Origin of the sequence: Rhodoflexus caldus, assembly GCF_021206925.1 — a bacterium.
GTDB classification, from domain to species: domain Bacteria; phylum Bacteroidota; class Bacteroidia; order Cytophagales; family Thermoflexibacteraceae; genus Rhodoflexus; species Rhodoflexus caldus.
The window spans coordinates 1-21,273 of sequence record NZ_JAJPRF010000015.1 but is presented as its reverse complement, the minus strand read 5'-3'; the positions used below and the strand labels follow the sequence as shown (position 1 = coordinate 21,273).

Here is a 21,273-nt window from a genome sequence, read left to right as displayed (position 1 = left end):
TCCCTTTTCACACACTCAGAACAGTCAAAAAATTATGTAAGTAAAGCATCAATTGCTTGTGCCAAGTCTCTGTCTTTTGGGGTTACTGTGTTGCCGGCATCATGTGTGCTCAGGCTGATTTCCACCCGATTGTACACATTGTACCAATTGGGGTGGTGGTTCATTTTTTCGGCAATGAGCGCCACTTTTGCCATAAAGCCGAAAGCTTCCACGAAATCCTTAAAAAGGAACGTTTTCTGCAACTGATTATTTTCTTCTTTCCAACTCATGGTTTGCGGAATTGCATAGGTAAAATTAAACCAAAAAAAACTGAAATCGGAAATGCAGAATATTTTTTCCTGCTCAGATTGCTTGTGCAGGTACGGTATCTGATGTAATAATTTTTGCTAAAATAGAAGTAAACTGCCACACTTCTTCAAACGTGTTATAGAGTGGCGCAGGTGCTACCCGAATAACGTCCGGTTCGCGCCAATCGCAAACAACTCCCGCTTCAATCAGCTTTTGGAAGGTTTTTTTGCCGTCTTTGGCTATTATTAACGACAATTGACAGCCACGATGCCGAGGGTCGGCAGGGGTAATGATGCGCACGGATTCTTCACCGGCTTGCTCATTTATCTGTTGTAATAAATACGCAAGAAATGCGGTGAGCTTCATGCTTTTTTGGCGCAACTTATCCATACCTGCGCGGTCAAATATTTCCAGCGATGCGCGATGGGCGGCAAATGGCAGTATTTGCCCGCAACTCAGTTGCCATCCGTCGGCACCATACATGGGTTGAAAGCCTTTTTGCATGAGAAAGCGGGTTTCTTCGCGGTAGCCCCACCAGCCGGCAAATCGCGGAAGGTCGGGGCTGTTGGCGTGCCGTTCGTGTACGAACACGCCCGAAGTGCCGCCCGGCCCTGAGTTGAGGTATTTGTAGGTACACCAAACGGCGAAATCGGCCCCCCACTCATGCAGGCGCAGCGGCACGTTGCCGGCGGCATGTGCCAAGTCAAAGCCAACCATTGCGCCTGCCTGTTTGGCAGCCGCCGCAATGCGGCCTAATTCAAATGCCTGCCCGGTATAGTAGTGGATGCCGCCAAACATCACCAATGCAAGGCTGTCGGCATGTTCGCGGATGGTTTGTTCAATATCTTCGGTGCGCAGCGTGCTTTCTCCTTGGCGTGGGGCAATTTCAACAATGGCAGCGGCAGGGTCAAACCCGTGAAATTTGACCTGACTTTCTACGGCATATTGGTCGGAAGGGAATGCGCCTGCTTCCATGATGATTTTGTAGCGCTGTGCCGTCGGGCGGTAGAATGAAACCAGCATCAGGTGCAAATTGACCGTCAGCGTATTCATAATCACTACTTCGTGCGGCAAAGCGCCCACCAAACGGGCGGTTGCATCTTTCATGGTGTGCTGGTAGTGAAACCATGAGGGATTGCCTTCAAAATGCCCTTCTACGGCCAAACTTGCCCAGCGTTGCATTTCTTCGCCTACGTAGCGCGCGGCGGCTTTGGGTTGCAAACCAAGCGAGTTGCCGCAAAAGTAAATTTTGGGTGTGCCGTCTGCTTTTTGCGGCAGTATGAATTCGTCGCGGAATGGCCGAAGCTCGTCTTCTCTGTCCAACTGTCGGGCAAACGCGAGCGTATTTTCAAACAGATATTGCATAGGAGTTGCCATAAAAGTACCTTAAAAATACACCCTTCTATTGAATTGAGGTACAATGCGTGTATTTTCGCTGACTTTAACTATATTCAGGGCTTAAAACCTTGTGGTTGCGATAGCCCGAACATAGGAACAAGATAAAACTTACCCCCTTTTTACCTTACCTTCAACCGTATGATTAAAATTGCTTTGGTAGATGACCACCAGATTATCCGCGATGGGATTAAAAAACTGCTGGCTGATGAGGAGGATATTGCCGTTGTCGCTGAAGCTTCCAGTGTGAAAGAGGCCTTGCAAATATTGGAACGGCACGCCGTAGATTTGCTCATTACCGATATATCCATGCCCAATGGTTCGGGATTTGATTTGATTAAAGCAATTGCTTCGCACAGCCATCTGAAAGTTTTGATACTGAGTATGCATACGGAAGAAGCCTATGTGCGTAAAGCTGTGGAAATGGGTGTTTCCGGTTATCTAACCAAGGATATTTCCCGAGTGGAGTTGATTCGTGCCATCCATGCGGTGTATGAAGGCGAGACCTATTTCAGCGATGCCATCAGCCGCGTGATGATGCATACCATGATTAAGAAAGCACGCCGCGCAGGCGACTTTGACAAACCTTCGGAGCAAAAACTTACGGCGCGCGAAAAGGAAATCATCCGCCACATTTTGGATGGTTTAAGCAGCCCTGAAATTGCAGAAAAACTGTTCATCAGCCACCGAACGGTAGAGAATCACCGCGCCAACATTATGAACAAACTCAAAGTCCGCAATACCATTGAATTGGTGCGCAAGGTGCTGGAAATGGACTTTTGGGAGAAGGTATAAGTTAGCCTACAAAGTAATCCGTTTGCCTTTGTTGAAGAATCGGAAGCCCAGAAAAACAGCGGCAAAGGTTAGCGCCAATGCCAAACCGAGCCATACGCCGCTTACGCCCATGTTAAAATGGAAGCCCAATACATAGCCGACAGGTAAGCCCATTACCCAATAGGCAATCAAGGCAATGATAGTGGGGGCTTTTACGTCCTGAATACCGCGCAGAATACCCATACCTACTACCTGTGCGCCGTCGGAAATCTGGAAAACGGCAGCATAAATCAGCAGTTGTGCCGAAACACTCATCATCAGTGCTGCATCGGGGTCGTTGGCTTGCACATAGAAAGAGGGCAGCCAATGGCGCAGCAAGGCGATGGAAACAGCACAGATGCTCATAAAAGCAATAACCAAATGATAAGAAGCAGCGCCTGCCTGTAACATAGAGGCGCGGTCTTTCTGCCCGAACTCTTGTGCAATGCGGATAGCACCCGCCGCCGAAATGCCGCTGGCTATCATGAATGTAACCGTAGCGATATTGAGCGCAATCTGATGCGCAGCTAACTGCGTAGCACCGAGCCAACCGACCATAATAGTGGCAAAAGCAAAAGCACTAACCTCAAAAACCGACTGAAAACCGACCGGAATACCCAATTTCAAGAGTTTAACCGCATAGTAGCGCTCATAGGCAACGGTGCGTATTTGGTGCACATAGTCATGAAATTTGGGCAGGGTAAAAAAGCGCCAAGCAATGACAACGGCTGCGAAAATGCGCGCCAGCAGCGAAGCAATACCGCCCCCCATAATACCCATTTCGGGGAATCCCCACTTGCCGAAAATCAGCAAATAGTTCAGCAAGATATTCAGTGCCGCTGCGCCAAAGTTGATGTACATGGATTCTTTGGTATCACCCAGCCCGTCCATGAACTGCTTGAAAATCTGAAAAATCATCATAAAAATCAGGCTGACGGCCAGTACCTGCAAGTAGGGCACAGCCAGTTCAACCACTTCTTTGCTCTGCCCGAAATAGTCGGCGAAAGCACCTATGAAAAATACCGCGCCACAAAAAAATACGCCCATCAGTGGATAAACTGTCAGAGAGTGGCGCAACCATGTGCGACATTCCGTAATATTGCCCGACGACTGTGCGGTTGCCACCAGCGGTGTAATAACCCAGGTGCTTGCCAGCCCGAACATCATCACAATAGAAAACAATGCGTTGGCAAAAGTTGCCGCCGCCAGTGCCAGGCTGCTGAAATTACCAATCATGGTATTGTCGGCAACTGTAATGAGAATGTGCGAAATTTGCCCTAATACAATCGGATAAGCTAATTGAAGCGTTTGCTTGTAATAGGGCAGATAGCGTTGCAGCATGGCGGTTGTGTAAAATTGAAGGTACAAAGTTACAATGCAGTAAACACTATGAAAAAGTATTATCTCTTGCTCTTGCTGTGCGGCAGTTTGGCAGCACAGGCGCAAACCGTTACCGTTACCGACAAAGCGGAGGAAAAACCTATTTCCAATGTGCTGATTATCAATCAGAAAAAAGATAAACAAGCTGTAACCGACAGCAAAGGGAAAGCCGATTTATCCGATTTTGCCGATACAGATACGCTGCTGATTCGCCATGCGGGCTATATGGAGCAACGTTACCTCAAATCGCAACTGGCAGCGGCAGGCAGTGTATGGCTGACCGAGAAAGTCATCAATCTGGAAGAGATAGTTTTCTCCGCCAATAAGTTTGCCGAAGCCCGCACCGATTTGCCCAACAAAATTGAAACGGTGGATGCGCGGCGGATTGCTTTTTACAACCCGCAAAATACGGGCGATTTGCTGCGCCAAACGGGGCATGTGTTCGTGCAAACCAGCCAAATGGGCGGCAGCAGTCCCGTGCTGCGCGGCTTTGAGGCAAGCCGCGTGTTGCTCGTGGTGGACGGCGTGCGCATGAACAACGCCATTTATCGCTCGGGGCATTTGCAAAACGTCATCACCTTAGACCCCAACGTGCTGGAAAAAGCCGAAGTGGTGTTTGGCCCCGGCTCGGTGATTTACGGCAGCGATGCCCTCGGCGGGGTGATGCACTTTTTTACGCGCAACCCCGAATTTTCCGCCGACGGCAAGTTTCGGACAAGCGGTTCGGCGTTTACGCGGGTTTCTTCTGCCAACAGCGAATGGACGGGCAACGCCATCGTCAATTTGGCAGCGGGCAAGTGGGCTTCACTGACAAGCATTACCCACAAACACTTCGGCGAACAACGCGCCGGCTCGGTTTATCCGCGCGGCTATGAGAACATCTGGGCGCGTCCTGTTTTTCCGGCCTTTATCAACGGCAGAGACACTGCCTTAGTCAATTCCAACCCCAACCTGCAAAGATGGTCAGGCTATTCGCAGTTGGATTTACTGCAAAAAATTGCCTTCCAGCCCCATGAGGACAATCGTTTCATGCTGAACGTGCAGTATTCAACCACCTCCGATTTGCCTCGCACCGACCGCTACGGCGAATATGACAACCGCGGGCTGCCCCGCTGGGCAGTTTGGGACTACGGCCCCCAAAAGCGCCTGCTGGCATCGCTTCGCGCCGACTTTTTGGGCGAAACCGAATTTTATGACAAAGCCAGCGTGATTTTGGCATGGCAAAACATTTTTGAAAGCCGCATCACGCGTCGGTTTGGGGCAGCCAACCGCACCCACCGCGAAGAAACGGTCAATGTGTTTTCCGTCAATGCCGATATGATTAAAGATATAGGCGACCGCAACGAAATCAGATACGGCTTAGAAATGGCGCATAATGATGTGCAATCGGTCGCCTACAACATCAACGTGCGCAATCAGGCACGAACACCTGCCAGCACGCGCTACCCCGACGGCGGCAGCCAAACGCAAAGTTTTGCCCTCTACCTGACCCACGCATGGGAGATGGGTAAGAGTCGGCAGGTTGTCTTTTCGCAAGGACTTCGCTATCAGTACATTACGCTCAATGCACGATTTGTTGAGCGCTCGTTTTATCCTTTTCCGTTTGACCGCGCCGAACAGCGCAACAATGCCTTCACGGGCAATATGGGCTTGGCATGGAACGCCAACAGCGGCTGGCGGTTGAGTGCCTTGCTCTCATCGGGCTTCCGTTCGCCCAATGTAGACGATTTGGGCAAAATTTTTGACTCTACGCCCGGTAACGTCATCCTGCCCAATCCGAATATCAAACCCGAATACGTTTACAATGCCGAAATGACGGTATCTAAAAATGTGCAGGACAGAGTTTTTGCCGAAGTAACGGGTTTCCATAGCTGGTTTACCAACGCATTAGTGGTGCGCAATTCGCAATTTAACGGGCAAGATTCCGTGATGTATGACAACCGCAAAAGCCGGGTGCAAATGCTCACCAATGCAAACCGTGCGGTGGTGTACGGCGTGCAGGCAACCCTGAAAGCGCAGTTAGCCGATTGGTTGGCTTTCCAGTCTAATCTGACATGGACTCGCGGACGCGTAACCAGCGAAGGCGTACCGCTTGACCATATCCCACCGCTCTACGGGCAAACTTCCCTGACGGCAACACGCAAAAAACTGCGTGCCGAATTTTGGGCACAGTACAACGGCTGGAAACGTCGCGCCGATTTCAGCCCCAGCGGCGAAGACAACTTGCAATATGCCACCCCCGACGGAATGCCCGCATGGCTGACACTCAACCTGCGCACGGCATACCAACTCAACCGTTGGCTGCAACTGCAAGGCGGCATAGACAACATCACCGACCGCCATTATCGCATTTTTGCCTCGGGCATCAGCGCGCCGGGCAGAAACTTCTACGCCACTCTGCGCGTGGTATTTTGATGAATGAATCACTGTCGGCGGCAAACCATCCCTACCGATGGCTGAAAGCCCCGTGAGCAGATGGGTAGTAAAAACCGCCGACAGAGTCTTACGATTGCTGACGGGGTTTGGGCGGCGATAGAAAAGCAATCCCTATCGGTGGCTGAAAGCCCTGTGAGCAGATGAGTTTGCATACATGCAGGCAATGTTAGACTTGACGGAAGATTTTAAAACAGCCGAAAAATTTTGCAACCATTTGAGCAAAGAAAACAATTTTGAATAACAGCTTGACTATTTTGAGTTGGCAGGCTTTGAAGTGTGCGCTAATATTGAGGATTATTTTTAAAAATTTAAATAAGCGCTACACATCATTACACCCCGCAAGGAAACAATCATTTTAAAAATCTGCGCAAATGAAGTAGTTTTGAAACTATGAATTACTGGCTTGTTAAATCCGACCCCGAAACTTATTCATGGGCGGACTTCACCCGCGACCGCCGCACCTTCTGGGACGGGGTGCGCAATTTTCAGGCACGCAATAACCTGAAAGCCATGCAGGAAGGCGACTTGGCGCTTTTCTATCACAGCAATACCAACCCGGGGGTAGTCGGCATTGCCAAAGTGGTGCGCACTGCCTATCAAGACCCTACCACCACAGACCCCAACTGGGTTGTAGTAGATTTAGAGTGGTACAGCGAATTTCCCCGATTAGTCAGTCTGGCAGCCATCAAAGCCGAACCGCAACTTGCCAACATCGGCCTTATTAAACAGTCGCGCTTATCAGTAATGCCTGTTACGGCAGCAGAGTTTGACCTGATTGTAGCCATGGGACATCCGTCGTAAACCATATGACCATACGCTCGCTGCTGCGGATATTGTTCCTCTATGCCAACCGCATATTACTGGTTTTCAGCCTGTTTTGTTATGCTGCGCCCTTGGTTTCGCCCGAAACCTTTTGGCCGGCAGGCTTTTTGGCGCTGGCTATTCCCGTTTGCGTAACGGGGCATATCGTACTGTTGATTGTGTGGTTGGCGCTCCGCAAACTCCGCATGGCAGCCTATCCTGCACTGGGGCTGCTGGCAGCTTTCCCCTATTGGGGCGCTACCTTTGCCCTGAACCTACCCAACGATACACCGCCCGATTTTGAACTGTTGAGTTATAACGTGCGCCTGTTCAATGCCTACGACCGCGCCGAACACAGCGCTCAGGCAAAAGCCATTGTGCAATGGGTCATGCGCGACTCTTCGGACATTAAATGCTTTCAGGAATACTACCAATTAGATACTTCCTCGCTTTTCAATATGCCGCAGCGAATAGGCAAGCGCGCCGGCTATCAGTACTATTTCAGCCCCTGCTGCCTGAACGATTTGGGAGGCAAAATGGGGCTTGCCATCTACTCCCGCTTCCCAATTGTTAATAAAGGCTTTATTGACCTGAAAGGGCGCTATCCCTACGGGGCTATTTTTGCCGATATCGCCATCCGAAAGGATACCGTGCGTGTTTATAACATCCACCTGCAATCCATGAGCATTAAGGAGCACGCACTTTTCCAAACCGGCAGCGATACGGAAAAAATCAAACAGATTTCCAAAGACGTTTTCCAAAGGCTTCGCTGGGGCTTGGTGCAGCGCAGTATGCAAATACAAATCATTATGCAGCACATCGCAACTTCGCCTTATCGGGTGATTCTCTGCGGAGATTTGAACGATGTACCGTACAGCCATACTTATTATCGGTTCAGTCGCATACTCAATAACGCCTTTGAAAAGGCAGCGGCAGGTTTCGGTTTTACCTACAATGGTAAACTTTTCTTTCTAAGAATTGACAATCAATTCTACGGTGATGGTTTGGAAGCGGTGCGGCTGCGAACCATCAGAGAAGCCGACTATTCCGACCATTTCCCGCTGAAAGCAGGCTACCGCATTTCACAGCGCTGATTTTCGTCGCATATCCCAAATATTTGTTTTCTTTACCTTCGGCTAACCAAAATCGTATGCTTGATTTGTCTAATTACTACCGAATTGTGGAAAGTGCCATTGAGGCGCTGGGCGTGAACCCTGCCGAAACACGCACACAAAAAGCCGGACAATGGGACTTGCGCAAGGGTTCTGCAAGTGTTTGGATTAACATATTTCTCTCGCGCGAACGCGATGACTACGGCTATTTGCAAATCATGTCGCCCCTGATGAAAGTACCGCAGGGAGATAAGCGCAGCGACTTTTTTGAAGAGCTGCTCCACCTGAACCATCAACTTTACAGTGCCGCATTCTCTATGCACGACGGTTGGCTCTATCTGCGCAGTATCCGCGAATTGGAAGGATTGAGCATGGAAGAAGCACTTGCCATGCTCACGCGTATAGGTGTATATGCAGACGAATATGATGATTATTTGAAGAAAAAATACGCGGCATAAGCATCCTCTTCCCATGAAGTATATCAGCAGCAGCGCCGGAAATATCCTGTTTTGGTCGGTGATTTCGGCAGCCTTCATAGGGCCGGGCACTGTTACTACGGCAGCCTCTGCGGGTGCTTCCTATGGGCTTTCGCTGCTTTGGGGACTGTTGTTTGCCACGCTTGCCTGCATCGTTTTGCAGGAAAAGGCAGCCCGCCTCACACTGGCAGGGGAAAAAAATCTCGGACAAATATTACTGCATCAATTTGGCGGTTTTTTCATGGCAAGGTTAGTTGCCGTGGCTATCGTAATGGGCTGTGCTGCCTATCAGGCAGGAAATATTTTGGGGGCAGTATCGGGCTTGCAGTTGCTCTGGGATATCCCCTCTCCTGTAGCTGCTCTGCTGGTGGCTGCTGCGGGCAGTCTCTTCCTGTGGCAGGGCACTCCGCAGACAGTGGCCAAAAGCATGGGCGTTGCCGTTGCTCTTATGGGGCTGATGTTTGGCCGTCTGGCATGGAAAACCTCACACGGCATCGGCGAGTGGCTGCAAGGTTTGTTTGTTCCGCAATTGCCCGAAGGAAGCCTGCTGCTGCTCACGGGGCTGCTTGGAACGACCATAGTTCCCTACAATCTCTTTCTGGCTTCGGGTATCGGGCAAGGGCAAAGCATCGCTGAAATGCGACGGGGCATATCTGTCGCCGTATTGCTGGGCGGCGCAGTATCCGTAACGATTCTGGCAGCAGGTACTTTCCTGAAAGAACCTTTTCAGTTTGCGGCCTTTGCCAATGCCATTCGCACCAATACAGGCACAGCGGGCGTATGGTTATTTGCCACAGGTTTGTTTGCGGCAGGGTTCAGTTCCTCCGTTACAGCACCGCTGGCTGCTGCCGTTACCATACAAAGCACAAGCAAAAACACTTTTTCACCCAACAGTTTTCGCCTGATATGGGGGGGAGTGATGCTATTCGGGTTGATTTTCGGATTGTTAGGCATCAAACCCGTACCCGTAATTCTGGCCGCGCAGGTGGCAAACGGCATGTTGTTGCCTTTTATGGCTGCAATTTTATTGCTGGCAGTAAACAATTCGCGACTGCTGCCCAAAGCCCACTGCAACGGCGTTTGGGGCAACTTAGCCGGCAGCGGGGTACTGTGGGTATGTACTTTGCTGGGTATGCAAAACCTTGTGAAGGCTGCGCAAACAATCTTTTTGTGGGAAATTGCCCCTGACAAGTCGTGGATGCTGTCGGCGGCTGTGAGCAGCTTGTCGGTGGCCGTGGTAGCATGGCAAATCAGGCGGCATCGCAACGACTGAGCATTTATGAAGTGCATATGTCAAGTTGCTAACCACATGAACAAAAAGGTCTTGTATGTGCGTAGTCAAGCTATACACAAACCCTGAGGGGTCTTGTAAACTTTTTGGATATAAACACCTGTTTTTCAGGAATTTATATTTTTCATCCTCCCCTTGCGCTTTTGTATAACATCAACTGATGTAGTGCGTTTAAATCTGCTCATCTCAGCACATAATGCGCAAGCACCTTCTGCACATCATATACATTCACACTTTTGTTAAAGTTTTTGCTGATGCTGGGCTGCTGTTCGCCTGAAATCCAAATTTTCAGTTCGGCTTCCAAGTCAAAAGTACCGGCAGTTTCTACGCTGAAACGGGTAATGCTTTTGTAAGCAATTGATAAATATTCTGCTTTACTGCCCGTAAGCCCTTGTTTGTCGGCAAGTATCAGCCGTTTGTTGGTAAATATGATGGTATCGCGAATAATTTTAAATCCGATTTCCACCGTTTCGCCCTCAATCAACAGCGGAGCAAGTTCTTCCTGTAACTTATCAGGGGATATTGCGGAGGCATTGCCCAAAAGGCTTGAGAAAAGTTTCATCATTTGACAAGTTTTAACAGCCCAATTTACCAAAAAAAGCGCGCATTTGGCTAAATTTGTTTGCTATACAAAACACATATTTATGAAAAAAATTCTGCTCATTGCCCTTGTAGGCATCGCATCTCTTGGAATAACTGCCTGCGGTAACAAGTCTGCTGACGAACAAACGCAAACCACTACGGAAACAACTACTCTGCAATTGGCGTGGAAAATTGAAAACTTGGGAATGGATTCAATGGGCTATGCGCCCGTGAGCCGTCTTACCTTGCTCATCAACGGCAAAGAAGAACCGTTAGGCGATTTAAACCAGCCGCTTGCAGAAATTGCCGCCGAGCAGTTTACCGAACAAGGCATTCCTGCTGATGCTACCATCGCCTGTGGAGGTTTCTGGGGTGGCGCAACCACTAATTACTATGCAGTTGTTATGGGTGATGAGGTTGTCGTATTCTCGGGTGGCCCGAACGAAAACGAAGAAACCGCCGACCAACAGCCATTTATCTACGAAATTTTTAAAACCATCAAATGGCGCTGACATGCGGCAATTTTTGTTTATCTGCTCTCTCTGCTTTCTCTCACTACTAACTCAACACCTTTTGGCACAGAATGAACAGCGTTGCGGCACTTCAACCGAAGGCGCCGATTATTTTATGCGCTATCAGCATTTGTTGAAGCAATCGCTGTCCGTCAATAATGGACGCACCGAGAATGCAATCCTGCAAATTCCGCTAATTTTTCATGTCATTCATTATGGTGAACCTGTGGGGCAGGGTTGTAATATCGCTGCCGAACAGATTTTTTCGCAAATAGAAGTACTCAACGAAGACTTCCGCCGCAAAAATGCCGATGCAAGCCGCACTTTGCCCATCTTTCAGTCCGTTGCAGCCGATGCAGGGATAGAATTTTATCCGGCAGCCACCGACCCCGCGGGGAATTTACTGCCCGAACCGGGGATTCACCGCGTACAATTGCCGCGCCCTAATAACGGTCGGCTCAGTATCGGATTGATTGATACGGTCATCAAACCTGCTACCATATGGGAGCCGACTCGCTACCTGAACGTTTGGGTAGTAGAAAACATCGGGGTGGGAATTTTGGGCTATGCACAATATCCCGAACTTTCGGAACTGGGCGGCATTGCCGAAATATTGGCGTTTCCCGAAAGGGACGGTGTTGTTGTCCGCTACGACAGGCTGGGGTCTATCGTAAAAGCCCCTTGGGCGCTGCCGCTGCGCGAACAGCCGATACCGCGCCGCTATGACCGCGGACGCACGCTCACGCACGAGATTGGGCATTTTCTGGGACTGCTGCATCCTTTTCAGAACAGTTGCGACGAAACCAACGACTACTGCGACGATACTCCCCGCACGCCGGTAGCTTCGTTTGCCTGCCCTGAAAATGCTTTTGGCTGCGATTGGCCTGCGATGTATCAAAATTTCATGGAGTTTACCGACGATGCCTGCATGAACCTGTTCACTGCCTGTCAAGTGGCACGTATGCGGCAGGTGCTGGCCATCAGCCCGCGCCGCCGCGAGTTGCTCAGCAGCAATGTGAGCAAGGGCGATGTTGAGGCCTTTCTGCAAAAGGTCAATTTGGCGGAACAGGTGCGCATTTTCCCCAATCCCGTTACGGATGTGATTCGGGTAGAAAGTCCGCATCCGCTGTTGGGCTGCCGCTACGAAATCTGCAACCTGTTGGGGCAGGTCATTACTTCGGGTGAAATAGAATCGCCGCAAAATGAAATCCGACCGCTGCCACCCGCTGCGGGTATTTATACTCTGCGGCTGTTTACACCGCAAGGTACAGTTGTTCGGAAAATTTATTGGCAGTAAAAACTGATTGAGGCAGGTGGTGAAGAGTTACGGCGATTTCTTAATACACAAAACCCGACAGGCTTTGGAAACCTGTCGGGTTTAATTCATGTATGATGAATGTATAGATGCGATTAATCACAAATCCGATGTAGAGACGCGATTAATCGCGTCTTACTATCAATGCAGAAAATGGCGCACCCCTGTAAATACCATTGCCATATCGTGCGCATCGCAGAAGGCGATAGAGTCGGCATCTTTGATAGAGCCCCCCGGTTGAATCACGGCGCGGATACCTGCCTCATGCGCAATTTCCACACAATCGGGGAATGGAAAGAAGGCATCGGAGGCCATTACTGCCTTGCTCAAATCAAATCCGAAATGCTTGGCTTTTTCAATGGCTTGGCGCAAAGCATCTACGCGCGAGGTCTGCCCGACACCGCTGGCAAACAATTGCCCGTCCTGCGCCAAAACGATGGTATTACTTTTGGCATGTTTGACTAATTTATTGGCAAAAAGCAAGGCTTTTACTTCTTCGGCGGTCGGTTCGCGCTTAGTAACGGTTTTCAGGTCGGCTGCTGTTTCGGTTTTTGCGTCGCGGTCTTGTGCAATAATGCCGTTGAGCAAGGTTTTTATCTGCAAATCGGGCAGGGTGGTTATTTTTTGCTGCAAAAGAATGCGGTTTTTCTTGGTTTTCAGCACCGGCAGTGCCGATTCGTAGAACAGCGGGGCAATCAGTACCTCAAAAAACAGGGTATCCAATTCTTTGGCAGTAGCCAAATCAATGGGCTTGTTCGTTACCAGTACACCGCCAAAAGCCGATACAGGGTCTGCCTGCAAGGCTTTCAGGTAAGCATCGCGCACGTTGCCTGCCGTGGCCGCACCGCAAGCGTTGGTGTGTTTCAGAATAGCAAAAGCAGGTTCATCGCCAAATTCGGCAATCAGTTTGACGGCAGCGTCTATATCCACCAAGTTGTTGTAAGACAGTTCTTTGCCGTTCAGTTGGTCAAACATCGCATCCAAATTGCCAAAGAAATAGCCTTTTTGGTGCGGATTTTCGCCGTAGCGCAATGTACGCCCTTGGCGAAGGCTTTGCTTGAAAACAGGCAGTTCTTCGGTGCGGTTGAAATAGTTAAAAATAGCGGTATCGTAGTGCGAACTCATGTCAAAAGCCTTGGCAGCATAGTGGCGGCGCTGGGCAAGCGTGGTTGTGCCGTTTTGCTCCGAAAGCATTTGGTACACGTCTTTGTATTGTTCACGCGAAGAAACAATCAGTACATCGCTGAAATTTTTGGCAGCCGCACGAATCAAAGAAATGCCGCCAATGTCAATTTTTTCAATAATATCCGCCTCAGCAGCACCCGAAGCAACGGTTTCCTCAAAGGGATACAAATCTACAATGACCATGTCAATGGCGGGAATTTCGTATTGCGCCGCCTGCGCGCGGTCATCGGCAAAGTCGCGGCGATGCAGGATGCCGCCAAACACTTTGGGGTGCAGGGTTTTTACGCGCCCGCCAAAAATGGAAGGATAGCCCGTGAGGTCTTCCACCGCCGTAACAGGCAGTTTCAGGCTTTCAATAAATTGCTGCGTGCCTCCGGTGGAGTATAATTGCACGCCGTGTTGGTGCAACAGGCGCAACAACGGCTCTAGATGGTCTTTGTAATAAACTGAAACAAGGGCGGAACTGATTTTCTTTTGCATGACAAAGATGGGAGAATTGCGCCGCAAAGTTGGGAAAAAATTGCGAGGTTTGGGCGTTATTCTTCCCTCCTTGCCTTTTACTTTGGAGCAGTTACCGCATTTTTATCATGCAACCATTGCGCAATGTCTTTATAGGGTATGGAAAGCGTAATGCCGCCTTCTATCACGCTCCACGGCTTATGGTCGCGAAAAAATGAAATGCCCGTTGCAGTAAAATAGTAGTTTACGAGCATATCTTCCACGCTTGCATTCACATCGGTAAGCGAAGGGCGCAACTGTGCGTAGCGTTCGCCGAGCCGTTTGCGCAACAGGGTTCGCAGCATTTTGTCGGCGCCCGGGCGCAACTGGTTGGCCAGCGTGAGTTCCTGACCGGTGCGCATATCCCACGAGCGGAATGTAATTTTATTCTCCGTTTGGCTGTTCACCCGCTCGTACAGCATCCGCACACTGAAAATGTGGCGGTCGTTTTCCAGAATCTTGGTTTCGTAAGTTTCTGATAGCCAGCTATATTTCGGATAAACAGCACTCACCAAACGCACATTCCCGTTTAATTGCTTTTCTACTATCGCACCTACGCCGGCAGGGTCGGTATAGCCTTTAATTTGCGCAAGACCGGCATTGATGCGCTGCTCGGCCACTTTGCTTGCCAAATCTTTGGTGTAGGGGTATTCCAAGTAAATATCTGCGCCAATCTGGTCGCCCTGTTGGTCTTTTACTTTTTTGCGGTAAAAGCTCATCACCTCCCATCTGGCCGAACCTGCGTCGTAAGATTCGGTCAGGCTCATGCTGACTGTTTTGCCGGATTCTTTATCCCTGAAACTGAAATTCAGCGTTTGCGGGATGCTGCGACTATTGGATACAAAGGTTACGGGATTGTCTAAGCCGCCATGATAACTGAAACGCTTGTGCTGCCCTGTTTCGGGGTCGTTGTAGTGGCCGCTGACCGACTGGCCGCCCATGTAAACATGCACTACCACATCCCATTTGCCATTCAGTTTTCCCTTCATGCGCTTGTAGAGGCTGGCCGTCTGGAAGGACTCTTCGCCCATATCGCCTGCCGAAGCACTGATGTCGCGTTTCATCACCATTGGGCTGACTTCGGTGATAAATGCACGGCTGTAGCCATATTCTCTGATGGTTTTCAGCACTGCACTCGCCGAGTCGCGTTTGGCAAATGCCCCCAGCCGCAACTTGATGAAGCCGTCTTCCTGCAACTCGTAAAGTGCGCCCAAATGCTTCAGCTCGCTTGTATTGGGCAACGAGTTTCGGTCTATGTAAACCCCTACCTGAATGGTGTATAAAATATTTCTGCCGGAAGCCGCAATGATATTTTCCATCGGTGAGCGCGACGGCTCATCCAACTGAAAAGTAAAAGCATCTTTGAATCCTCGCCTGTGTACGATTTGTAAAATACTATCGGCCATAACTCGGCGCGGGTAATCCCCCAAGCGTATGCGTGTCCCTTTGGGGTGCGTATCCTGCAAGAGGGAGCCTAAATCTTGCAGCGACTGAAACCGCGTTGTGTTCGGATTTTGAAAAACCCCTAACTGTATGGCAAATCTGCGTGTTTGCGCCAAAGAGTCATGCACTGCCCCAATCAGACCAAAGGCGAGGATGATACCGAAAAAAAGTCGTTTCATAACTGATGTAGTGAAGGGGATAAAAGCAAGCAACTTGTCAGTTATCAAAAATGCAAAAAGAGTTTCAAACTTTTTGCGAAGTCTGAAACTCTTTTCTGCAACGACGGGATTTATTGGTTATTTGGCTTTAAAGCGGTACGCATCCAACATTTTTTTGAAAATATCGGTGTTCAGTTGAACGCCCGTAAATGCCTCTGCACCCGGCCCGTAGGCAAATACAGGCACCATTACGGCCGTATGGTCTTTAATGATAAACTTACCGCCAACTTTACCTTCGGCAATGTTGCCTTCGGTGAGTGCCAAGCCGCCCGTTTCGTGGTCTGCCGTTACGATAACCAGCGTGTTGCCGTCTTTTTTGGCAAAATCCAGCGCAATGCCTACCGCTTTGTCAAAGTCAATGGTTTCCTGAACGTTGTACTCAAAGTCGTTGTCATGGCCTGCCCAGTCAATTTGTGAGCCTTCCACCATTAGGAAAAACCCTTTTTTGTTTTGTGAAAGGATATTGAGGGCGGTTTGTGTGCCTTTGGGCAGCAAGTCGCCGCGCCCTGCCGTAATTTTGGCAGGATGCCCGTGTGCCATCAGTGCTACGAGTTTGCCGCTTTTGTAGCTGCTTAAATCTGCCGTGGAGTCTGCAAACTGATAGCCTGCTTTTTTGAGCTCCTCAATCAGGTTGCGGCCGTCTTTGCGATTGGCAAAAAACTTGTAACCGCCGCCAATTACCACATCGGGTTGCGTTTTGAGCAAGTCGGCAGCAATATCTTCATCCAGCGCACGCGAGGCCTGATGTGCATAGAAATCGGCAGGTGTAGCATGTGTAACCGCACATGAAACTACAATGCCCGTTGCCAATCCGTTTTGTTTAGCTATTTCCAAAATAGTCGGCAACGGCTGTTTGTTCATATCTACCCCAATTGCGCCGTTGTAGGTGCGCTTGCCGGTAGAAAGCGCCGTTCCGCCTGCTCCCGAATCGGTAATGTAGTGGCTTTCCGACTGCGTCAGGGAGAAACCCGTTACAGGGAAGGTCATCATGTTGAGCTGCCCCTTTTGTGCCGTGTAGGCGGCAAATACTTGCGATGAGCCCATGCCGTCCCCAATCATCAAAATGATGTTTTTGGCTTTGGGCAATTTACCGGGGCGTTGTTGTGCATGTGATGCTGTGCTGATGGTCAAGGCAAACAGCAATGCCCAGCAGCCGTACAATCTGAATTTTTGCATGAATCCTTCAATATAAGTGAAAAATCAACTCCTACAAAGTTATGCCTTATCGGGGCAATTCAATTGCTTTTCGCAAGGGGAGCGGCTACCTTTGCGCCAAATTTCACACAGACATAACATAAAGATTCTAAAAATGGCAACCAATCGCACATTTACCATGATTAAGCCTGATGCCTATCAGGCAGGCAACAGCGGCGCTATTATCAAGATGATAGAAGAAGCAGGTTTCCGCATTGTGGCGGCTAAACTGACCCGTCTGACACCTGAGCGCGCAGGCGAATTTTATGCCGTACACAAAGAGCGTCCTTTCTACAAAGACCTGTGCAGCTACATGTCATCAGGCCCCATCATTGCCATGATTTTGGAAAAAGACAACGCCGTAGCTGATTTCCGCAAACTGATTGGCGCAACCAACCCTGCCAATGCAGAGCCGGGCACTATCCGCAAATTGTTTGCAAAATCTATTGAGGCCAATGCTATCCACGGCTCCGACTCTGACGAAAACGCAGCCATTGAAGGCGCTTTCTTCTTCTCCGGCATGGAGCAATTCTAATTATACAAAAGCGCAAGTGATTTGCAAACGTTTTTTTAGTGTAAACTTTTGAAAACCAAATATTTAAACCTGACAGGGCTTAGTGCTCCGTCAGGTTTTTGCATAATTATACTACTCGCGTTCACTTAAAAACCAAACTTAAAGCCGCCCAGCAAATAGCCGCTCAGGATGGCGCGCTCGGAAACTGTAATGCTGTTGTTGGTAAATACGGCCGCAACTATCTGATTTTTACCCATATTGGCAATATTATTACCACTGATGAACCATTCGTGGCGCTTGCCTTTCGGCGTATAACGCAGCGATGGATTGATGAAGAAAATTTCATTGGCATTAATCTGTGCGTCCTGATAGCGGTATTCCAGCATCAGTTCCCAGACTAACTGCCCATACTTCCCCCGAAACTTTGTGTAGGGCTGCCAGCTGCGGAAAGTATTGAGGCGGTCTGAAAAAGCATAATACGACCGCGTCATGCTGAAACCTAAACCAAATTCCGCCTGAAAAACAGGCTCTTTGAAAACGGTATACATACTACTCCGATAGTTCAGCATACGGGTAGAAAAACGTGAAGGATTGCTACCCTCAAAATTATCGCCTTCGCGGTGTAGCACCACGATGTTATTCTTAATACCCAAAGGCAGGCGGCGAAACTTGTGGTCATAGTTGGCAAATGCCTGAATCGCCTCCGAAAACGGCGCAAACAAGGTGCGGAGTACCACCGTATTGCGGTCTATGGATTCCGACACATTGATAATTTCATTAACAGCGCGTGTGTACATCACATTGGCAAAAAGCATACTGCCTTTCAGCATGTTCATGCGGCGCCAACTGAAAGTAAGATTCTCGCTGCGCGTAGGAGTGCTGCCAACTATTTCGCCGTTTTGTTTCAATGTTCGGTAATCCCTGATGAACGGGTGCGTGAGCAGTTGCTCTACGGCAGCATAACGATAATTCACCTTCCACTGCAAAGAAAGCTGACTTTCGCCGACTTGTTTGGAAAGTTCTATGTCCGGTTCAAACAACCAGCGACTGTTGTTGGTAGTAGCCGCTGTTGCCGCGCCCGCATCTAACCGATGGTCAAGGTAGAGCGCCTGCGCCGTAAATTTGAGTTCCGCCACGCGCCCCATTGCCTGCATGGTTTGTATGCCGCCCTTGTAGAGGCTGTTGGCAAGGCGCAAATTATTGCGCGGTTCATTTTCAGCAAGCTGCCAACGATTTTCCAACTGCTGATTTTTATGCTCAAAGCCTGCAAAAAAACTTACAAAATGCCGTGTATTCTGCTTCCTGCTCAGTTCGCTGCGCAATGAGTAGAACTGGTCGCGGGTTTGCAGCGGTTGCTCTAAGCTGAAATCCTCTGTGGGAAACGACAGCCCCAAAAAAGGTGCGGCACTGCGGATAGCCAGTAATTGGTCATTGGTAGCGTAGTGCTGCAAGGCGCGACTTTTCCATATCCAGCGCGGGCTGAGCCTGCGGATATACGTAGCCTGCTGCCCAATGCTGAAATTGCGGTTGCGCAGGCGGGTTTGTACATCCAGCGCCCCCTCGGCGCGGTTATTGACCAACGATTCCTCCATGCGATCGCCCGAAGGATTGTAAGTAAAGCTGTATTTGAGGTAATTATCATCATTCGGCTCGTGGGTGAGGTTGAACATAACCGAGCCAAACAACACGGCAGTGCGGTTGCGAAACTGCTCGTTGAACGAAATATTATTGCCGATAAAATTTTCAGTACGGCTGTTTCGGTCAGTTTGCCCGATGCGGTTGACGTAGCCGTAGATGTCTAACTTGGTTTTTTTGTTGTACCTGCGTGCAAAATTCAGCGCCGAAAACTGGCTGTTTTTGGTTTCCAGATTCGTATTGCTCAGCAAAAAACGCGGTGAACTAATCTGAGAAGTTGTCGGCTGCAACGCATCATTGGTCTGCGACTCTATCACATTGAGAATGCCGCCGCGCATTTCGTAGTAGTCCTGCTGCGTGATAGGCAACTCACCCGTATTGTTAAAATCGCTGATGAGTGCTTTGTTGCCGCCCGAACCAAACATAAACAAATTGCTATGCGCCGTGTAGCGATTGCCCGCCCCCGCGCTCAGGTTGCCCGTAGGTCTGCCTTTGAACTCGTCTTTCAGCAGCACGTTCATCACAACGCCATTGTTTGAATTGTCTAAGTTGCTTTCCTTGTACTTGGTGTGCAGTTCCACTTCCTTCACCATATCGGCAGAAAGGTTCTGCGTTGCCATCTGGTGCTTATTGCCAAAAAAATCATTGTTTTCTACCATGATTTTCCTGATAGGCTTGCCCTGATACGATACCTTGCCGTCTTCATCTACCGAAATGCCGGGCAGTTTTTTCAGTGCCTCGCCAAGATTTTTTTCTGTGCCGTCGCGCACTGCATCTATGTTATAGAAAATCGTATCGCCCCTAATTTTAAAGGTAGAAGGCGGATAGCCGGGGATGATGATTTCTTTGAGCACTCTGGCCTTATCGGTGCTTAACTCTATAAAAAACTCATTTTTTTGCTCGCTTAGGTCAATGTATTTCTCTTCGGGCAGGTAGCCCATAGCCGTTACCTTGAGCAAGTAGCGCCCCGGCTCCTGCGGCTTGAGGCGAAACTTACCTTCCTGATCGGCTATGGCAAAGGCAAGCACCGCCGTAGTCTCCGGTTGCAGCAACTGCACATTGGCGCGGGCAACGGGCTGACGTGTGGCCATATCTATCGCCTGCCCCGTTAGCGGAACCTGCGCAAAAAGCATTGCAGGGAGTGTAAGCAGGATGCTTATACAAAAAAAGACTCTTTGCCACATGAGTTAAGTTTCGTTTACAGCGCCAGAATAAAATTCCTGCCTTTTCTAATTCTTACTAGATGAATTTGGGATGGTTTTCATAATTTCTTTCTTCAAAGATTCTTCATCAATAGAAGGTTTTGTACCCATCATTCGCTGTAACAACTCCTCTGCTTTGATAAGCTCACCTTCAGTAGGCTGCTTGATGATTTGCTCCCTGATAAAGCTGATTTTATTAGCCTCAATCGTTAAGTAAGGACTTTCAATTTTTAATATCAATCCGGGTAAGCCATGATATTCAGCCGGACCATTTGAAATAGGAATGGCATCAGTGAACCATGCTTCTATAGTAATCCCTTTTTTAGTCACATAAAATGCCTTGCGACAATTCATTCCTTCTATTACGGCTACCTCGTTTAATATCGTCCAGTTTTTATCGCTTATCTGCTCTTCTATACGAAATGGAGCATTTGGCGTTTTATGAACAACTACCATTATGTTTGTATCAAATGATTTGAAAATTTTACGCAGTACTTTATTGTAGACTAAGGTTCTAGGCAATGCGGATCGCTGACCATCCTCTTTATTTAGAGGCTCTTTCTGAGTGTTCTGATCAGGTGGTTTAATTGCACTGCCCGATGTAGATCCGGTATCTTCATAAATGGATACATATTTACCTGCAATCAATACTCCGGGGGTAAACTGCTTAATCTTTATTAGCTCAGGTGGAGTATTTACCATCAAATGGTCTTTCATCCGTTGCATGTATTGAACTTCTACCCAGCGTTCAGCAGGTTGAGCAATGGCTAAAGAAAACAGGAATTGCAGTAAAACGAATGATAATAATTTCATATAGTTAATTTGATTGTGTATTAAAAATATGGATTATTTAAGGATAATAATTAGACCTTTTGGTTGGTGATTATCAGTGAATTACCTAATTTTACTTGGTGATTCTTTCAAATTTATATAACTATGGCAAGTATTTTTCACACGTTGCACGTCGCATCTTAAAAGTGACA

18 protein-coding genes are annotated in these 21,273 nt (G+C 48.8%); 9 read left to right on the top strand and 9 right to left on the bottom strand.

Annotated elements, in window-relative coordinates; translation table 11 throughout:
* Positions 1-32: 32 nt before the first annotated feature.
* Positions 33-269 (bottom strand): 4a-hydroxytetrahydrobiopterin dehydratase, encoded by a 237-nt coding sequence (locus NDK19_RS13805; RefSeq protein WP_250632487.1) that lies wholly within the window; start codon positions 267-269, stop codon positions 33-35.
* 73 nt (positions 270-342) lie between these two features.
* On the bottom strand, positions 343-1,665 hold the full coding sequence (gene kynU, locus NDK19_RS13800; RefSeq protein WP_250632486.1) for a kynureninase: 1,323 nt from the start codon (positions 1,663-1,665) through the stop codon (positions 343-345).
* Positions 1,666-1,824: 159 nt separating this feature from the next.
* Here kynU and NDK19_RS13795 point away from each other — a divergent pair, with 159 nt between their 5' ends.
* The gene (locus NDK19_RS13795) at positions 1,825-2,478 is read left to right on the top strand and encodes a response regulator transcription factor (RefSeq protein ID WP_250632485.1); all 654 of its coding nucleotides are present in this window, start codon (positions 1,825-1,827) and stop codon (positions 2,476-2,478) included.
* A gap of 6 nt (positions 2,479-2,484) precedes the next feature.
* Here NDK19_RS13795 and NDK19_RS13790 read toward each other — a convergent pair whose 3' ends face one another.
* Positions 2,485-3,837, bottom strand: a complete 1,353-nt coding sequence (locus NDK19_RS13790) for an MATE family efflux transporter (protein WP_250632484.1) — start codon at positions 3,835-3,837, stop codon at positions 2,485-2,487.
* Positions 3,838-3,885: 48 nt separating this feature from the next.
* Between NDK19_RS13790 and NDK19_RS13785 the strand changes: the two genes are divergently transcribed.
* The 5 genes from NDK19_RS13785 (at position 3,886) to NDK19_RS13765 (ending at position 9,974) form a co-directional block, all read left to right on the top strand.
* Complete coding sequence (locus NDK19_RS13785) at positions 3,886-6,291, top strand: TonB-dependent receptor (protein ID WP_250632483.1); 2,406 nt, start codon at positions 3,886-3,888, stop codon at positions 6,289-6,291.
* 411 nt (positions 6,292-6,702) lie between these two features.
* Positions 6,703-7,113 carry an EVE domain-containing protein gene (locus NDK19_RS13780; protein WP_250632482.1) on the top strand — a complete coding sequence of 137 codons (411 nt, stop codon included), beginning with the start codon at positions 6,703-6,705 and terminating at the stop codon, positions 7,111-7,113.
* A gap of 5 nt (positions 7,114-7,118) precedes the next feature.
* Positions 7,119-8,207 (top strand): endonuclease/exonuclease/phosphatase family protein, encoded by a 1,089-nt coding sequence (locus NDK19_RS13775; protein ID WP_250632481.1) that lies wholly within the window; start codon positions 7,119-7,121, stop codon positions 8,205-8,207.
* Between the two features lie 56 nt (positions 8,208-8,263).
* Positions 8,264-8,683 (top strand): YbjN domain-containing protein, encoded by a 420-nt coding sequence (locus NDK19_RS13770; RefSeq protein WP_250632480.1) that lies wholly within the window; start codon positions 8,264-8,266, stop codon positions 8,681-8,683.
* A gap of 13 nt (positions 8,684-8,696) precedes the next feature.
* Positions 8,697-9,974 carry an Nramp family divalent metal transporter gene (locus NDK19_RS13765; RefSeq protein WP_250632479.1) on the top strand — a complete coding sequence of 426 codons (1,278 nt, stop codon included), beginning with the start codon at positions 8,697-8,699 and terminating at the stop codon, positions 9,972-9,974.
* A 199-nt stretch (positions 9,975-10,173) separates the two neighbouring features.
* Here NDK19_RS13765 and NDK19_RS13760 read toward each other — a convergent pair whose 3' ends face one another.
* Positions 10,174-10,554: a PH domain-containing protein gene (locus NDK19_RS13760; protein ID WP_250632549.1), complete on the bottom strand. Its 381-nt coding sequence runs from the start codon at positions 10,552-10,554 to the stop codon at positions 10,174-10,176.
* Between the two features lie 82 nt (positions 10,555-10,636).
* On the opposite strand from NDK19_RS13760, the gene NDK19_RS13755 reads away from it, so the two are divergent.
* The gene (locus NDK19_RS13755; protein WP_250632478.1) at positions 10,637-11,086 is read left to right on the top strand and encodes a hypothetical protein; all 450 of its coding nucleotides are present in this window, start codon (positions 10,637-10,639) and stop codon (positions 11,084-11,086) included.
* Positions 11,087-11,147: 61 nt separating this feature from the next.
* A complete protein-coding gene (locus tag NDK19_RS13750) occupies positions 11,148-12,383 on the top strand; it encodes a M43 family zinc metalloprotease (protein WP_250632477.1) in 1,236 nt (411 codons plus the stop codon).
* A 159-nt stretch (positions 12,384-12,542) separates the two neighbouring features.
* On the opposite strand, the gene purH is transcribed toward NDK19_RS13750, so the two are convergent.
* The 3 genes from purH to NDK19_RS13735 form a co-directional block, all read right to left on the bottom strand.
* Positions 12,543-14,066, bottom strand: coding sequence for a bifunctional phosphoribosylaminoimidazolecarboxamide formyltransferase/IMP cyclohydrolase (purH, locus tag NDK19_RS13745; protein ID WP_250632476.1), 1,524 nt, complete (start codon positions 14,064-14,066; stop codon positions 12,543-12,545).
* Positions 14,067-14,143: 77 nt separating this feature from the next.
* Complete coding sequence (locus tag NDK19_RS13740; protein ID WP_250632475.1) at positions 14,144-15,706, bottom strand: SPOR domain-containing protein; 1,563 nt, start codon at positions 15,704-15,706, stop codon at positions 14,144-14,146.
* A gap of 117 nt (positions 15,707-15,823) precedes the next feature.
* Positions 15,824-16,921 carry an alkaline phosphatase gene (locus NDK19_RS13735; RefSeq protein ID WP_250632474.1) on the bottom strand — a complete coding sequence of 366 codons (1,098 nt, stop codon included), beginning with the start codon at positions 16,919-16,921 and terminating at the stop codon, positions 15,824-15,826.
* A 133-nt stretch (positions 16,922-17,054) separates the two neighbouring features.
* Here NDK19_RS13735 and NDK19_RS13730 point away from each other — a divergent pair, with 133 nt between their 5' ends.
* Complete coding sequence (locus tag NDK19_RS13730; RefSeq protein WP_250632473.1) at positions 17,055-17,474, top strand: nucleoside-diphosphate kinase; 420 nt, start codon at positions 17,055-17,057, stop codon at positions 17,472-17,474.
* A 125-nt stretch (positions 17,475-17,599) separates the two neighbouring features.
* Here NDK19_RS13730 and NDK19_RS13725 read toward each other — a convergent pair whose 3' ends face one another.
* Positions 17,600-20,221, bottom strand: a complete 2,622-nt coding sequence (locus NDK19_RS13725) for a carboxypeptidase-like regulatory domain-containing protein (protein WP_250632472.1) — start codon at positions 20,219-20,221, stop codon at positions 17,600-17,602.
* A 96-nt stretch (positions 20,222-20,317) separates the two neighbouring features.
* Positions 20,318-21,103, bottom strand: coding sequence for a GLPGLI family protein (locus tag NDK19_RS13720; RefSeq protein WP_250632471.1), 786 nt, complete (start codon positions 21,101-21,103; stop codon positions 20,318-20,320).
* Positions 21,104-21,273: the final 170 nt, after the last annotated feature.

Bases quoted from the DNA above. Each gene is read 5' to 3' on its own strand.
- kynU (WP_250632486.1), bottom strand. From the start codon at position 1,665: ATGGCAACTCCTATGCAATATCTGTTTGAAAATACGCTCGCGTTTGCC.
- purH (WP_250632476.1), bottom strand. From the start codon at position 14,066: ATGCAAAAGAAAATCAGTTCCGCCCTTGTTTCAGTTTATTACAAAGAC.
- NDK19_RS13805 (WP_250632487.1), bottom strand. From the start codon at position 269: ATGAGTTGGAAAGAAGAAAATAATCAGTTGCAGAAAACGTTCCTTTTT.
- NDK19_RS13740 (WP_250632475.1), bottom strand. From the start codon at position 15,706: ATGAAACGACTTTTTTTCGGTATCATCCTCGCCTTTGGTCTGATTGGG.
- NDK19_RS13725 (WP_250632472.1), bottom strand. From the start codon at position 20,221: ATGCTTTTTGCGCAGGTTCCGCTAACGGGGCAGGCGATAGATATGGCC.
- NDK19_RS13780 (WP_250632482.1), top strand. From the start codon at position 6,703: ATGAATTACTGGCTTGTTAAATCCGACCCCGAAACTTATTCATGGGCG.
- NDK19_RS13785 (WP_250632483.1), top strand. From the start codon at position 3,886: ATGAAAAAGTATTATCTCTTGCTCTTGCTGTGCGGCAGTTTGGCAGCA.
- NDK19_RS13765 (WP_250632479.1), top strand. From the start codon at position 8,697: ATGAAGTATATCAGCAGCAGCGCCGGAAATATCCTGTTTTGGTCGGTG.
- NDK19_RS13795 (WP_250632485.1), top strand. From the start codon at position 1,825: ATGATTAAAATTGCTTTGGTAGATGACCACCAGATTATCCGCGATGGG.
- NDK19_RS13760 (WP_250632549.1), bottom strand. From the start codon at position 10,554: ATGAAACTTTTCTCAAGCCTTTTGGGCAATGCCTCCGCAATATCCCCT.
- NDK19_RS13790 (WP_250632484.1), bottom strand. From the start codon at position 3,837: ATGCTGCAACGCTATCTGCCCTATTACAAGCAAACGCTTCAATTAGCT.
- NDK19_RS13770 (WP_250632480.1), top strand. From the start codon at position 8,264: ATGCTTGATTTGTCTAATTACTACCGAATTGTGGAAAGTGCCATTGAG.
- NDK19_RS13775 (WP_250632481.1), top strand. From the start codon at position 7,119: ATGACCATACGCTCGCTGCTGCGGATATTGTTCCTCTATGCCAACCGC.
- NDK19_RS13735 (WP_250632474.1), bottom strand. From the start codon at position 16,921: ATGCAAAAATTCAGATTGTACGGCTGCTGGGCATTGCTGTTTGCCTTG.
- NDK19_RS13755 (WP_250632478.1), top strand. From the start codon at position 10,637: ATGAAAAAAATTCTGCTCATTGCCCTTGTAGGCATCGCATCTCTTGGA.
- NDK19_RS13720 (WP_250632471.1), bottom strand. From the start codon at position 21,103: ATGAAATTATTATCATTCGTTTTACTGCAATTCCTGTTTTCTTTAGCC.
- NDK19_RS13730 (WP_250632473.1), top strand. From the start codon at position 17,055: ATGGCAACCAATCGCACATTTACCATGATTAAGCCTGATGCCTATCAG.